The organism is Pseudomonas fragariae (ex Marin et al. 2024), assembly GCF_059621105.1.
Genome location: NZ_CM184369.1, coordinates 1,978,819 through 1,992,090, shown reverse-complemented (window position 1 = coordinate 1,992,090; position 13,272 = coordinate 1,978,819). Strand labels below are relative to the sequence as shown.

Genomic DNA, 13,272 nt, shown 5'->3' with positions numbered 1-13,272 from the left:
AGCTTGAAGCCAAGATGGGGGTAGCGTCCAAAAAAAACAAGCTCTAGAGGCGCCACCCGCCAAGATCAGTTTCTTCATACCAAACGAATGAACGGCTTAAAAATGCAAAAGGGGACCAAAAAGGCCCCCTTCAGTGTTACTTCACACGCCTATGAACATGCGTTTATGCGTCGGGAGCAACCTTGGCAGGCGGCTCGCTGTTTTCGTATATCAACAGCGGCTTGGACGTGCCATCGATGACGCTTTCGTCGATCACCACCTTGCTCACATCGCTCTGCGACGGGATTTCATACATGGTGTCGAGCAGCACGCCTTCCAGAATCGAACGCAGGCCACGGGCACCGGTCTTGCGCTCCAGCGCGCGACGGGCGACCGATTTCAGCGCATCGGTCCGGAACTCGAGGTCCACACCTTCCATCTCGAACAGCTTGGCATACTGCTTGGTCAGTGCGTTCTTCGGCTCGGTGAGGATCTGTATCAAAGCAGCCTCATCCAGCTCGTCCAGCGTTGCCAGCACCGGCAGACGGCCCACGAACTCGGGGATCAGACCGAACTTGACCAGATCGTCAGGCTCGACTTCACGCAGCGACTCGCCAACCTTCTTGCCCTCCTCCTTGCTGCGAACCTCGGCGTTGAAGCCGATGCCGCCACGGGTGGAACGGTTCTGAATGACCTTTTCCAGGCCCGAGAAGGCGCCACCGCAGATAAAGAGGATATTACGCGTGTCCACCTGCAGGAATTCCTGCTGCGGGTGCTTGCGACCACCTTGCGGCGGAACGGAAGCCACGGTGCCCTCGATCAGTTTCAGCAAGGCTTGCTGCACGCCTTCACCGGACACGTCACGAGTGATCGAAGGGTTGTCGGATTTGCGCGAGATCTTGTCGATTTCGTCGATGTAGACAATACCCATCTGGGCCTTCTCTACATCGTAATCACATTTCTGCAACAGCTTCTGGATAATGTTTTCGACGTCCTCACCCACATAACCGGCTTCGGTCAGGGTGGTGGCGTCAGCGATGGTGAACGGTACGTTGAGCAGGCGGGCCAGTGTTTCGGCCAGCAGCGTCTTGCCGGAGCCCGTAGGGCCGATCAGCAGGATGTTGCTCTTGCCCAACTCCACATCGTCGTTCTTCTTGTCACGCTGGTTCAGACGCTTGTAGTGGTTGTACACCGCTACTGCGAGAACCTTCTTGGCACGTTCCTGACCGATTACGTACTGGTCAAGGATGCCGCTGATTTCTTTGGGCGAAGGCAATTTATGCGCGCTGCTTTCGGCCTGGGCTTCCTGCACCTCCTCACGGATGATGTCATTGCACAGGTCGACGCACTCGTCGCAGATAAAGACCGAGGGGCCGGCAATCAATTTGCGCACTTCATGCTGGCTTTTGCCACAGAAGGAGCAATAGAGCAATTTGCCGTTGTCCTCGCCGTTGCGGGTGTCAGTCATTCGATCGATCCAATCCGGTAGGCTTGCAACACAAGATGAAGGCTATTGCGGGCTTTTTCAAGTCCGCAGGCGGTCGGTTGTACCGACCCCCTACATTTTGAGCCGCTTAGGCAGGCATTTGACGCTTGTTGATCACCGAGTCGATCAGGCCGTATTCGGCTGCACGCTCTGCGCTCATGAAGTTGTCACGCTCGGTATCGCGCTCGATGGTTTCGAGGCTCTGGCCGGTGTGATGCGCCAGCAGCGAGTTGAGGCGATGACGAATGTGCAGGATTTCCTTGGCATGGATGTCGATGTCCGACGCCTGACCCTGGAAACCGCCCAGCGGCTGGTGAATCATCATCCGCGAGTTGGGCAGGCAATGACGCTTGCCTTCTGCACCGCCGGCCAGCAGGAATGCACCCATGCTGCAGGCCTGACCGATACAGATGGTCGAAACGTCCGGCTTGATGAACTGCATGGTGTCGTAGATCGACATGCCAGCAGTCACCGAACCGCCCGGCGAGTTGATGTAGAGATGGATATCCTTGTCCGGGTTTTCCGCTTCAAGGAAAAGCAGTTGCGCCGCGATAAGGTTGGCCATGTAGTCCTCTACCGGACCAACCATAAAGATGACTCGCTCCTTGAGAAGGCGCGAATAGATGTCATAGGCGCGTTCGCCACGGGCGGACTGCTCGATAACCATCGGGACCAGGCCGCCAGCGGCCTGGATGTCAGAGTTCTGCTGAATATAAGAATTGCGGGACATGTCCTGCATTCACTCCCAAATAGTCGAGTCTTGAATACGCACAAGCCAGCGCGAAGGCTGGCTTGTGGGTGTTTTCGCACGAAAAGAGAAATCAGTCGGCTTTTGGAGCTTCCACCGGCTTGACAGCTTCTTCGTAGGAGACCGATTTGTCGGTCACGCTAGCTTTCTGCAAAACAGTATCTACAACTTGCTCTTCAAGCACAACAGAACGTACCTCGTTCATTTGCTGCTCGTTCTTGTAGTACCAGGCTACGACCTGCTCAGGCTCCTGATAGGCGGAGGCCATTTCCTGAATCATTTCGCGAACGCGAGCATCATCAGGCTTGAGGTCGAACTGCTTGACGACCTCGGCAACGATCAGACCCAGCTCGACGCGACGCTTGGCCTGCTCTTCGAACAGCTCTGCCGGCAGCTGGTCAGGCTTGATGTTGCCGCCGAACTGCTGAACGGCCTGCACACGCAGACGGTTGACTTCGTTTTCCAGCAGCGCTTTAGGCACTTCGATCGGGTTGGCGGCCAGCAGACCGTCCATGACCTGATTCTTGACCTTGGACTTGATCGCCTGACGCAGCTCGCGCTCCATGTTCTTGCGAACTTCGGTGCGGAAGCCTTCGATACCGGTTTCCTTGATACCGAACTGCTTGAAGAACTCTTCATTCAGCTCAGGCAGCTTTGGTTCGGACACGGTGTTGACGGTCACGGTGAACTCGGCAGCCTTGCCGGCCAACTCGAGGTTCTGATAGTCCTCAGGGAAGGTCACGTTCAGAACGCGCTCTTCACCGGCCTTGGCGCCAACCAGACCGTCTTCGAAACCAGGGATCATGCGGCCGGAACCCAGAACCAGCTGAGTGCCGGTAGCGGAACCGCCAGCGAACACTTCACCGTCGACCTTGCCGACGAAATCGATGTTCAGCTGGTCTTCGTTCTGGGCAGCACGATCAGTCACTTCGAAACGAACGTTCTGCTTGCGCAGCACTTCAAGCATGTTGTCCAGATCGCTGTCGGCCACATCGGCAGACAGGCGCTCTACGGAGATGCTATCGAAGCCGGCAACGGTGAATTCCGGGAATACTTCGAACGTAGCCACGTATTCCAGATCTTTGCCTTTTTCGAACGACTTGGGCTCTACAGCAGGAGCACCGGCCGGGTTCAGCTTCTGCTCAACCACAGCTTCATAGAAAGTAGCCTGAATCAGATCGCCCAGTGCTTCCTGACGTGCGCCGTCCTCGTAACGCTGACGAATCACGCTCATCGGCACCTTGCCAGGGCGGAAGCCCGGGATCTTGGCTTTGCGCGCGGTCTGTTGCAGACGCTTGTTGACTTCAGTCTCGATGCGCTCGGCAGGTACGCCAATGGTCATGCGGCGCTCAAGAGCGGAAGTGTTTTCAACAGAAACTTGCATGGATATTCCTCGTTGCACAGACGTTAGCCGGCCGTTTCCGACCCCAGAATCAAGGGCATGCATTCTAGTGGGTCAAACTCAAGAAGTCACCCTACTGAAAAAGGGCGGGTTAACAAGAAGGAATCGGCCTACAGCCGGGCGAGATGGAAATGACCCTCTCACTAACCGCGACAGGTCTGGCACAGCTTCCTTTATATAAGGACGCATCCGCACAAGACGATCACCGACTCCATCTACACAGCGCCCCACTCGACCAGTGGTAATGTGACCACCGAACCAGCGAAACGTTAAAACGAATACCTTGAAACAAAAAAACCGCTCAAGGCGGCCATTTCGTGCAGCCGAGGAGCTCTCGCCCCGGCAATCCAGGCTCCGGCGGATGGCGATTACAAAATCAACCAAATGCCTGCTCCAACTTCGAAGCCTTATTCAACCCGGCGCGCATCGTACACAACGCAGCGATGCCGCGCCACCCATGGCAAGCAATTGACCGGACTGGCCTTTTTTACTCAGGCGGGTCGCGCAACCGCCTGACAACGAACAGGGGGGGGGCAAATACACCCCGGCTCGGCGATCGCCCTCCGTTCATCAATAACTGAAACTTATGGCAATAACCCCACTTCGCACATATCAAGCATCCAGGCGACGACGCTGCAAGTTATCGGGGACAAGACAACTTTTTGCTGACCTGACACCTACAAAACATCGACACGCGAAACACCTGAACTTTTATAACCACCTCGACACAAGCTCATAACAGCGGGACGTTCATGTCAATTCGCCTGAAAGCGATGGATCGCAGCGAGCGGCACGCAAAGCCGGCCTCCCACCTGACGCACGGAAAGATCAAGCCAGCCGGATCGCCTGGATCATTCAACGGGAGAACCTGGTCAACCCCGGAGCCTGGCGACCCTGCACCCTTGTGCTGCAGGGCTAAGCACTCCATAATCAGACCCCTGATTTTGCTGCCCGAGCAGCGGGGACAGAGGCTGCGACGACGATGAATAATATAATCTCCGCCTCGCGTCAATGCGCTGCCAAACCGTTAAAACCACTCAGCCCCTCCCCACAACATCGACATCTCCCAGGAAAAATCATGCTCAAGATGATTGCTGCAGTAAGTGTTCTCGCTATAACTTCAGCGATCATGACGGGGTGCAATGATAAAGACGGGAGCAAAGAAAGCGCAGCCAAAGTCACAAACTATGCAACAGACAAGTGCGCTATCGACTCGATTGGCGGAAAGACCGGCTCAACTGTCTATTTAGCCAAAGGCATGGCCCAGTTCAACGGATGGGCCATCGACACAGCCAACCAGCGCGCCCCCAAGGAAATCAGACTTCGCCTGACGGGCTACAAAGGCACCCCCGTCACGTTCAAAGATCCTGTGATCGTGGACCGCCCTGATCTGATCAAAGCGTTCGGCAATGAAAACTTCCTGAAATCAGGCTTTTCATTCTCTGCCGATTTATCCTCACTGGAATCCGGCGGCTACAGCGTAGTCACTGAAATTCCGGGCGAGCACTCATCACTTCTGTGCCAATCCAGGGTTTTGCTGGTTATCGAATAAGCATACAGCCGCCATCAGGCTGAAATTGCAGTCCAGCGCGCCGCGAGCATGAACTACCGCTCGCGCCGCCGCAGCCTCTCCCCCTCAGCCATCGCCGACCAGATCCAAATTCGCACCACCTCACAGACACAGCCAAAACCGCAGATAAAACTGCCTAATGAAAAATCCAGGACAACAAAAAGCCCGCACTGGGCGGGCTTCTCTTGACTTTCGCGGCGCTCACTGGAACCCGACGAAAGTACATCTGGTGCGGACGGAGAGACTCGAACTCTCACACCTTGCGGCGCTGGAACCTAAATCCAGTGTGTCTACCAATTCCACCACATCCGCATTTCAGACTTTTAAAGCAAAGGCGCCAGACTATGAATCTGGCGCCCTTCTTAATATGGGGTGGACGATGGGGTTCGAACCCACGACCGCAGGAGTCACAATCCTGTGCTCTACCAACTGAGCTACGCCCACCATATTGCGCGTGACGATGCAACTTACTTGCTGTGCCAAAGCTGCCTTGAATGGCGCACCCGGCAGGACTCGAACCTGCGACCATCCGCTTAGAAGGCGGATGCTCTATCCAGCTGAGCTACGGGCACTTATATAATTTGTACTCTTGCGATAACAAACTAAAAGGCTTTCAATCGATCACACCGAGCTGATTTGCAACTCTGCCTGACCGAATCAACCAGTGCTAGCTTAACCAGTGCTGGGCTCTGCCCGGCAAGTGCGACGAATCTTATAGACGCCCCCTGGGGTCGTCAACCTTTTTTTGAAAAAAATTCAGCTAGATAAAGGAGTTAGCTGAATATGCAAAGCAATCGCCTTTGCCCTCGCGCCATGTCATGAGAGAATGCGCGCTCATTTTTTTCCTCTCGATGGTTAATCACGCGTCATGACTGCAAAACTAATCGACGGCAAGGCGATCGCCGCCAGCCTGCGCCAGCAGATCGCCAAACGTGTCGCCGAACGTAGCCAGCAAGGTCTGCGTACGCCGGGCCTCGCGGTGATTCTGGTCGGCAGCGACCCCGCCTCCCAAGTCTATGTCTCTCACAAGCGCAAGGACTGCGAGGAAGTCGGCTTTATCTCCCAGGCTTACGACTTGCCCGCTGATACCACTCAGGCAGCACTGACCGATCTGATCGACCGTCTCAATGAAGATGCCGCTGTCGACGGCGTCCTGCTGCAACTGCCCTTGCCCGCACACCTCGACGCTTCGCTGCTGCTGGAGCGCATTCGCCCGGACAAGGACGTGGACGGCTTCCATCCTTATAACGTGGGTCGCCTTGCTCAACGCATTCCGCTGCTGCGCCCGTGCACTCCCAAAGGCATCATGACCCTGCTGGAAAGCACCGGTGTCGACCTGTACGGCCTGGATGCCGTCGTCGTCGGCGCATCCAACATCGTCGGCCGCCCGATGGCAATGGAACTGCTGCTGGCGGGCTGCACCGTCACGGTGACCCATCGTTTCACCAGGGATCTGGCAGGCCACGTGGGTCGTGCCGATCTGGTGGTGGTTGCCGCCGGCAAGCCGGGCCTTGTCAAAGGCGAATGGATCAAGCCGGGCGCGATCGTCATCGACGTCGGCATCAACCGCCAGGAAGACGGCAAGCTGGTAGGCGATGTGGTTTACGAGACCGCCCTGCCCCGCGCTGGCTGGATCACCCCGGTTCCTGGCGGCGTCGGCCCCATGACCCGCGCCTGCCTGCTGGAAAACACGCTGTACGCGGCAGAAACCCTGCACGACTGATCAGGCTGTTCTGCTCCCATAAAAAACGGCACCTGAGGTGCCGTTTTTTCATTCCCGAAAAAACTTACTTCCTGGCTGCTTCCCAGCTTTTCAGCAAGTCCGCATAGGCGATGGTTTCACCCTTGGGTTTCTCGTTGGCCAGCTTGCGCTGTGGCGCGAGGAACTCGCCGTTGCTCTCTTCGGCCTTCTTGTACCAGACTTCCGCAGTGGTTTCCTTATTCATCTTCGGTGCACATTTGCTGGGTTCCTGCACCTCAGAACGCTGGATGCGCATCATGATCGCATCCTGGTCCTTGGCCAGACCGTCGAGGGCCTCCTGCGCAGTCTTCTCGCCAGTGACCGCCTCGGCCACATGGCTCCACCACAGCTGTGCCAGCTTCGGATAGTCAGGCACGTTGGTGCCGGTAGGCGACCATTGCACGCGGGCCGGGCTGCGATAGAACTCCACCAGACCACCCAGCTTCGGCGCCAGCGCGGTCATTTCCTTGGAGTTGATGTCCGACTCGCGAATCGGCGTCAGGCCGACGATGGTTTTCTTCAGTGAAACGCTCTTCGAAGTCACGAATTGCGCATACAGCCACGCCGCCAGACGCTTTTTCTCGTCAGACGACTTCAGGAAGGTCCACGAACCCACGTCCTGATAGCCGAGCTTCATGCCTTCTTTCCAGTAAGGGCCTTTTGGCGACGGTGCCATGCGCCATTTCGGCGTGCCATCGGCGTTCATGACAGGCAGACCCGGCTTGGTCATGTCGGCGGTAAAGGCGGTGTACCAGAAGATCTGTTGCGCGACGTTACCCTGCGAAGGCACCGGCCCGGATTCGGAGAAGGTCATGCCCGCCGCTTCCGGCGGCGCATAGGCTTTCAGCCAGTCGATGTATTTCTGCGTGGCGAACACTGCCGCCGGGCCGTTGGTGTCACCACCGCGGGTGATGCTGGAACCGACCGGATGGCAGTCTTCGACGCGAATACCCCACTCGTCCACCGGCAGACCGTTAGGCAAACCCTTGTCGCCGCTGCCCGCCATGGAGAACCAGGCATCGGTGAAACGCCAGCCCAGTGACGGGTCTTTCTTGCCATAGTCCATGTGCCCGAAGACTTTCTTGCCGTCGATCTCCTTGACGTCTTCGCTGAAGAATTTGGCGATGTCTTCATAAGCCGACCAGTTGACCGGAACACCCAGCTCGTAACCGTATTTGTCCTTGAATTTCTTTTTCAGATCAGGACGCTCGAACCAGTCGGCACGGAACCAGTACAGGTTGGCGAACTGCTGATCGGGCAATTGGTACAGCTTCGATTCGACAATGACTTTACCCGAAGCGTTCTTGACTTCGGGAGAGGTGGTAAACGAAGTGCCGATGAAGTCTTTCAGGTCCAGCGTCGGCGAGGTGACTTTACTGCCTTCCGGACTGGCCATCAGGTCGGTCAGAGACAGGGCCTTGCCGTAGCGGAAGTGCGTACCGATCAGGTCCGAGTCGTTGACCCAGCCGTCGTAGATGCTTTTGTCAGACTGCATGGCGGTCTGCAGCTTCTCGATGACATCACCTTCCTGCAGCAAGTCATGGGTGACTTTGATACCGGTGATTTCGGTGAACGCCTTGGCCAGGGTCTTGGACTCGTATTCATGGGTGGTCAGGGTTTCCGACACCACCTTGATGTCCATGCCACGAAACGGCTTGGCCGCTTCGATGAACCACTCCAGCTCTTTCAACTGCTCGGCATCAGAGAGCGTGCTCGGCTTGAACTCGCTCGCCGCCCACTTCTTCGCCGCATCTTCGTACTGATCCGCCCATGCCGACACACTCAACCCGCTGAGCATGATCATGGTTGCCAGCGTCACGCTATGTTGCAGCTTGTTTTTCTTATTGAACATAGTCATCTCCAGGTTGCTTTCATGTAGTCCCGCTTTTTCAATACTGCCGACCGGATCACCCCGGCAGCCACGCCCGGCCGCTCTCTACCCCCAACGCATCACCACCAACAGCCACACCAGGGAAGCCCCCGAAGCGATCCAGATGCTCCAGTCCGTCGCGCCGATCACCAGCAGATGCAGATAAGCGCTGCCCAGAAGCCCGATGAAAAGACGGTCGCCACGCGTGGTGGCAATCGGCAGAAAACCGCGACGCTCGATACTGGCCGAGCGCAGCTCCCATACGGTCATCCCTGCCAGCAGCAGCGCAATGCTGATGAAGAAGGACGCAGTGGGCAGTGTCCAGGACATCCACTCCATTTTTTCGACTCCTCAGACACGACCAAGAGCAAAGCCCTTGACCACATGGTTGCGAACGAACCAGATCACCAGCATGCCCGGCAGGATGGTCAACACCCCTGCCGCCGCCAGCACCCCCCAATCGATACCCGATGCCGACACGGTGCGGGTCATCACCGCAGCGATCGGCTTGGCGTTCACCGAAGTCAGGGTGCGCGCCAACAACAGCTCGACCCAGGAAAACATGAAGCAGAAAAAGGCGGTGACACCGATTCCCGAGCCAATCAGCGGGATGAAAATCTTCACGAAAAACTTGGGAAAGCTGTAACCGTCGATGTAGGCCGTTTCATCGATCTCCTTGGGAACGCCGGACATGAAGCCCTCCAGAATCCATACGGCCAGCGGAACGTTGAACAGACAGTGCGCCAGTGCCACGGCGATGTGCGTGTCAAATAGGCCGATGGACGAATACAGCTGGAAAAACGGCAGCAGGAATACTGCCGGTGGCGCCATGCGGTTGGTCAGCAGCCAGAAGAACAGGTGCTTGTCGCCGAGAAAACGATAGCGTGAAAACGCGTAGGCTGCCGGCAGTGCGACGCTCAGCGATATCACGGTATTGAGGCACACGTAATACAACGAGTTGAGGTAGCCGCTGTACCAGCTTTCGTCGGTGAAGATCACCTTGTAATTGGCCAGGGTGAAATCCTGCGGCCACAGGGTCAGACCACCGAGGATCTCGGTATTGGTCTTGAACGACATGTTGATCAGCCAGTAGATCGGCACCAGCAGAAACAACAGGTAAATCCACAGCGGTATGATTTTGCGCAGACTCATGACCAGCCCCTCAATTCTTTTCGCTGTGAGTCATGGCGGTGTAGAACACCCATGACACCAACAGAATGATCAGGAAATACACCAGCGAGAACGCCGCCGCAGGCCCCAAGTCGAACTGCCCGAGCGCCATGGTGGTCAGGGTCTGACTGAGGAAGGTGGTGGAGTTGCCCGGCCCGCCACCGGTCAGTACGAACGGCTCGGTGTAGATCATGAAGCTGTCCATGAAGCGCAACATCACCGCAATCAGCAGCACGCTTTTCATCTTCGGCAACTGGATATGCCGGAAGATCGCCCAGCCGGACGCCCGATCGATGCGTGCCGCCTGGTAATACACATCCGGAATCGCCCGCAGCCCTGAATAGCAAAGCAGAGCCACCAGCGAGGTCCAGTGCCAGACGTCGATGACCAGCACCGTCACCCAGGCGTCCGAGGCATTGGCGGCGTAGTTGTAGTTGATGCCCAGCACGTTGTTCAGCGTGTAACCCAGCAAGCCGATATCACCACGGCCGAAGATCTGCCAGATCGTGCCGACCACGTTCCACGGGATCAGCAGTGGAATGGTCATCACGATCAGGCACAGCGACGACCAGCGGCCCTTGGTCGGCATGGTCAGGGCAATCGCGATACCCAGCGGGATCTCGATCAGCAGTACACAGCCCGAATAAATGAACTGACGCAGCAGCGAGTCGTGCAGACGCGGGTCCTGCAGGACCTGCCGGAACCAGTCGGTGCCGACGAAATAGCGACTGGACTGGTCGAAGATGTCCTGCACCGAATAGTTGACCACGGTCATCATCGGGATAATCGCGCTGAATGCCACCAGCAGAAACACCGGCATCACCAGCCACCAGGCCTTGTTGTTCTGAACCTTACGCATGGGACACCTCACTGGCAGGGCCGGCTTCGAGCAGGTAATCATCTGCATAGAGCATCAGCCATTGCCCCGGAAAGCTGATCCAGGCCTCGCCTTGCGGCACCGGTTTGTCTTCCTGCAGACGCACCTTCAGCAGTTGTCCGGCCAGTTTCAGGGTGATGATCTTGTAAGTGCCGAGGTCTTCCACATAGGTCACGTCGGCACACATCGCATCGTCGTAAGGCCCGTCCCAGACATGCACGAACTCCGGACGAATACCCACTTTCAGAGTTTTCCACGGCGTATTGGCCAGTTTTTGCTGCAACGACTCAGGCAGCGGCAAGTGAATATCGGCAAAACCGGCACCGCCCGGCTGCGGCGTGACGTCAATCAGATTCATCCCCGGGCTGCCGATGAAATAGCCGACAAAAGTGTGCGACGGCTTTTCGAACAGCTCCCGCGGCGTGCCGAACTGGACGATCTGTCCGCCATACATCACCGCGATCTTGTCGGCGAAGGTCGACGCCTCCAACTGATCGTGGGTGACGTAAACCATGGTGATATTGAACTGCTCGTGGATCTGCTTGAGCTTGCGCCGCAGTTTCCACTTCAGGTGCGGATCGATAACGGTCAGCGGTTCGTCGAAGAGGATCGCCGACACGTCATCGCGCACCAGCCCGCGACCCATGGAGACTTTCTGCTTTTCATCCGCGCTGAGGTTGCGCGCCTTCTTTTTCAGCAGCGGCTGCAGGTCCAGGACATCGGCAATTTCGTTGACCTTGATGAGAATCCGCGCCTCGTCCATGCCCTGATTGCGCAGCGGAAAGGCCAGATTGTCGAACACGGTCATGGTGTCGTAGATCACCGGAAACTGGAAAACCTGAGCGATGTTACGGCGTTCCGGGGGCAGCTCATTGACGACTTTCGAGTCGAACAGCACCTGGCCCTGCGACGGACTGAGCAGACCGGAAATGATGTTGAGCAGGGTTGACTTGCCACACCCGGAAGGCCCGAGCAGCGCGTAAGCACCACCCTGCTCCCAGACGTGGCTCATCTCGCGAATTGCATAGTCGTCAGGACCAGGCTTGGTACTGTAGCTGTGCGCAAGGTTCTGCAAGCGGATCTCGGCCATCAGGCAACCCTCGCCATACGCAGGCCCGGCGCCTGAATCAGGCCGCCCTGCTGATCGAATACAAACAATTTGTGGGTCGGGATGTACACCCGAATCGCCGCATCGACGTCGTAGGCATGCACGCCCGGCAGGTGCAGGACCAGTGAGAACAGCTCGTTGCGCACATGCAGGAAGGTTTCCGAGCCGCTGATTTCCGCCAGTTCGACAGTAACCGCCAGTTCCAGGTCGTCATCGTTGGACGGCACCAGGCTCAAATGGCTGGGGCGCACGCCGAAACGATACTCGCCATCGCCGACGGCACGCAGGTCGACGTTGAGAGGGAAGTGCACGAAATTGGCGAAGCTGACTTCATTGCCCTCTATACGGCCCGGCATGAGGTTGATCGGCGGTTCGGAGAACAGCTCGGCGGCCAGCACAGTCGCAGGTCGATGATAGACCTCGGGGGTCTTGCCGCTCTGCACCACCCGCCCCTCATGCAGGATGGTGGTGGTGCCGCCCAGCGCCAGCGCTTCATTGGGCTCGGTGGTGGCGTATATGGCGATGGTATGGCGAGCGGCAAACAGCTCGCGCATTTCCTGGCGCAGCTCTTCGCGCAGCTTGTAATCGAGGTTGACCAACGGTTCGTCGAAGAGGATCAGTTCGGCGTCCTTGACCAGCGCCCTGGCCATCGCGGTGCGCTGCTGCTGCCCGCCGGACAGTTCGAGGGGGTGGCGTTGCAGGAATTTTTCGATGCGCAGCATCTTCGCGGTTTCCTGCACCCGGCTGTGGATCACGTCTTTGGAAAGACCCGCCTGACGCAGCGGCGAAGCGATGTTTTCGAACACCGTCATGCTCGGGTAATTGATGAACTGCTGATAAACCATCGAGACGTTGCGCAGGCGAACCGGACGATGGGTGACATCGACCCCGTTCATCAGCACTCGCCCGCTGTCCGGCTTGTCCAGCCCGGCCATCAGGCGCATCAGGCTGGTTTTGCCGGACAGGGTGCGCCCCAGCAGAACGTTGAATGATCCCGGCTCAAAGCTCAGGGAAGCGTCGTCGATCCAGACCTGGCCATCGACGGCGCGACTGACATGCTCCAGCGTGAGTGACATGGCGTGCCCTTTGTTGTTTTTTTCTTAAGGGTGAATGCGTGACTGTTTGCAGATAGCGACATTCGTGCCAGCTCAGCCAGCTTGCCGGTGAAGCCCGGGACAGAGCGTTCGCCCGTATTCAGGGGACGAAACGCCTTTCACAGCTGAACAATAATGAACAGAAAAGGCTGAACACTTGAACAAAATGAACATTGACTTTGAACACAACTGAACGACACTGGACTGACGTTGCGGGCAAGGATGGT

11 protein-coding genes and 3 tRNA genes are annotated in these 13,272 nt (G+C 57.2%); 2 read left to right on the top strand and 12 right to left on the bottom strand.

From position 1 onward, the window contains the following. Window positions 1–163 precede the first annotated feature (163 nt). The 3 genes from clpX to tig form a co-directional block, all read right to left on the bottom strand. Complete coding sequence (gene clpX / locus AC54XV_RS08975) at window positions 164–1,447, bottom strand: ATP-dependent Clp protease ATP-binding subunit ClpX (RefSeq protein WP_002552735.1); 1,284 nt, start codon at window positions 1,445–1,447, stop codon at window positions 164–166. A 106-nt stretch (window positions 1,448–1,553) separates the two neighbouring features. Further along, window positions 1,554–2,195 carry an ATP-dependent Clp endopeptidase proteolytic subunit ClpP gene (gene clpP / locus AC54XV_RS08970; RefSeq protein ID WP_002552734.1) on the bottom strand — a complete coding sequence of 214 codons (642 nt, stop codon included), beginning with the start codon at window positions 2,193–2,195 and terminating at the stop codon, window positions 1,554–1,556. A 91-nt stretch (window positions 2,196–2,286) separates the two neighbouring features. Continuing rightward, window positions 2,287–3,597: a trigger factor gene (gene tig, locus AC54XV_RS08965; RefSeq protein WP_011267215.1), complete on the bottom strand. Its 1,311-nt coding sequence runs from the start codon at window positions 3,595–3,597 to the stop codon at window positions 2,287–2,289. Window positions 3,598–4,693: 1,096 nt separating this feature from the next. Here tig and AC54XV_RS08960 point away from each other — a divergent pair. Then, the gene (locus tag AC54XV_RS08960; RefSeq protein ID WP_003404470.1) at window positions 4,694–5,167 is read left to right on the top strand and encodes a hypothetical protein; all 474 of its coding nucleotides are present in this window, start codon (window positions 4,694–4,696) and stop codon (window positions 5,165–5,167) included. Between the two features lie 245 nt (window positions 5,168–5,412). Here AC54XV_RS08960 and AC54XV_RS08955 read toward each other — a convergent pair. The 3 genes from AC54XV_RS08955 to AC54XV_RS08945 all read right to left on the bottom strand — a co-directional run bounded on the left by AC54XV_RS08955 (window position 5,413) and on the right by AC54XV_RS08945 (window position 5,757). Beyond that, window positions 5,413–5,497, bottom strand: a tRNA-Leu gene (locus AC54XV_RS08955). Between the two features lie 56 nt (window positions 5,498–5,553). Further along, window positions 5,554–5,629 (bottom strand) — tRNA-His (locus tag AC54XV_RS08950). A gap of 51 nt (window positions 5,630–5,680) precedes the next feature. After that, window positions 5,681–5,757: transfer RNA gene (locus AC54XV_RS08945), tRNA-Arg, on the bottom strand. Between the two features lie 296 nt (window positions 5,758–6,053). Between AC54XV_RS08945 and folD the strand changes: the two genes are divergently transcribed. Continuing rightward, entirely contained in the window at window positions 6,054–6,908 is an 855-nt protein-coding gene (folD, locus tag AC54XV_RS08940; RefSeq protein WP_003404473.1) for a bifunctional methylenetetrahydrofolate dehydrogenase/methenyltetrahydrofolate cyclohydrolase FolD, read from the top strand. Between the two features lie 64 nt (window positions 6,909–6,972). Here folD and AC54XV_RS08935 read toward each other — a convergent pair whose 3' ends face one another. The 6 genes from AC54XV_RS08935 to AC54XV_RS08910 form a co-directional block, all read right to left on the bottom strand. Next, window positions 6,973–8,778: an ABC transporter substrate-binding protein gene (locus AC54XV_RS08935; protein WP_024639687.1), complete on the bottom strand. Its 1,806-nt coding sequence runs from the start codon at window positions 8,776–8,778 to the stop codon at window positions 6,973–6,975. An 84-nt stretch (window positions 8,779–8,862) separates the two neighbouring features. Then, a complete protein-coding gene (locus AC54XV_RS08930; protein ID WP_011267211.1) occupies window positions 8,863–9,135 on the bottom strand; it encodes a DUF2160 domain-containing protein in 273 nt (90 codons plus the stop codon). Between the two features lie 12 nt (window positions 9,136–9,147). Then, the gene (locus AC54XV_RS08925) at window positions 9,148–9,948 is read right to left on the bottom strand and encodes a carbohydrate ABC transporter permease (RefSeq protein ID WP_003315280.1); all 801 of its coding nucleotides are present in this window, start codon (window positions 9,946–9,948) and stop codon (window positions 9,148–9,150) included. Window positions 9,949–9,958: 10 nt separating this feature from the next. After that, a complete protein-coding gene (locus AC54XV_RS08920; protein ID WP_002552729.1) occupies window positions 9,959–10,825 on the bottom strand; it encodes a carbohydrate ABC transporter permease in 867 nt (288 codons plus the stop codon). Next, window positions 10,818–11,933, bottom strand: coding sequence for an ABC transporter ATP-binding protein (locus AC54XV_RS08915; protein WP_058399091.1), 1,116 nt, complete (start codon window positions 11,931–11,933; stop codon window positions 10,818–10,820). Before AC54XV_RS08915 ends, AC54XV_RS08920 begins: the two co-directional genes overlap by 8 nt. Continuing rightward, on the bottom strand, window positions 11,933–13,027 hold the full coding sequence (locus AC54XV_RS08910; RefSeq protein WP_003409725.1) for an ABC transporter ATP-binding protein: 1,095 nt from the start codon (window positions 13,025–13,027) through the stop codon (window positions 11,933–11,935). Before AC54XV_RS08910 ends, AC54XV_RS08915 begins: the two co-directional genes overlap by 1 nt. Between the last annotated feature and the right edge of the window lie 245 nt (window positions 13,028–13,272).

Coding starts and splice junctions, on each gene's coding strand:
- clpX (WP_002552735.1), bottom strand. CDS start 1,447: ATGACTGACACCCGCAACGGCGAGGACAACGGCAAATTGCTCTATTGC.
- clpP (WP_002552734.1), bottom strand. CDS start 2,195: ATGTCCCGCAATTCTTATATTCAGCAGAACTCTGACATCCAGGCCGCT.
- tig (WP_011267215.1), bottom strand. CDS start 3,597: ATGCAAGTTTCTGTTGAAAACACTTCCGCTCTTGAGCGCCGCATGACC.
- AC54XV_RS08960 (WP_003404470.1), top strand. CDS start 4,694: ATGCTCAAGATGATTGCTGCAGTAAGTGTTCTCGCTATAACTTCAGCG.
- folD (WP_003404473.1), top strand. CDS start 6,054: ATGACTGCAAAACTAATCGACGGCAAGGCGATCGCCGCCAGCCTGCGC.
- AC54XV_RS08935 (WP_024639687.1), bottom strand. CDS start 8,778: ATGTTCAATAAGAAAAACAAGCTGCAACATAGCGTGACGCTGGCAACC.
- AC54XV_RS08930 (WP_011267211.1), bottom strand. CDS start 9,135: ATGGAGTGGATGTCCTGGACACTGCCCACTGCGTCCTTCTTCATCAGC.
- AC54XV_RS08925 (WP_003315280.1), bottom strand. CDS start 9,948: ATGAGTCTGCGCAAAATCATACCGCTGTGGATTTACCTGTTGTTTCTG.
- AC54XV_RS08920 (WP_002552729.1), bottom strand. CDS start 10,825: ATGCGTAAGGTTCAGAACAACAAGGCCTGGTGGCTGGTGATGCCGGTG.
- AC54XV_RS08915 (WP_058399091.1), bottom strand. CDS start 11,933: ATGGCCGAGATCCGCTTGCAGAACCTTGCGCACAGCTACAGTACCAAG.
- AC54XV_RS08910 (WP_003409725.1), bottom strand. CDS start 13,027: ATGTCACTCACGCTGGAGCATGTCAGTCGCGCCGTCGATGGCCAGGTC.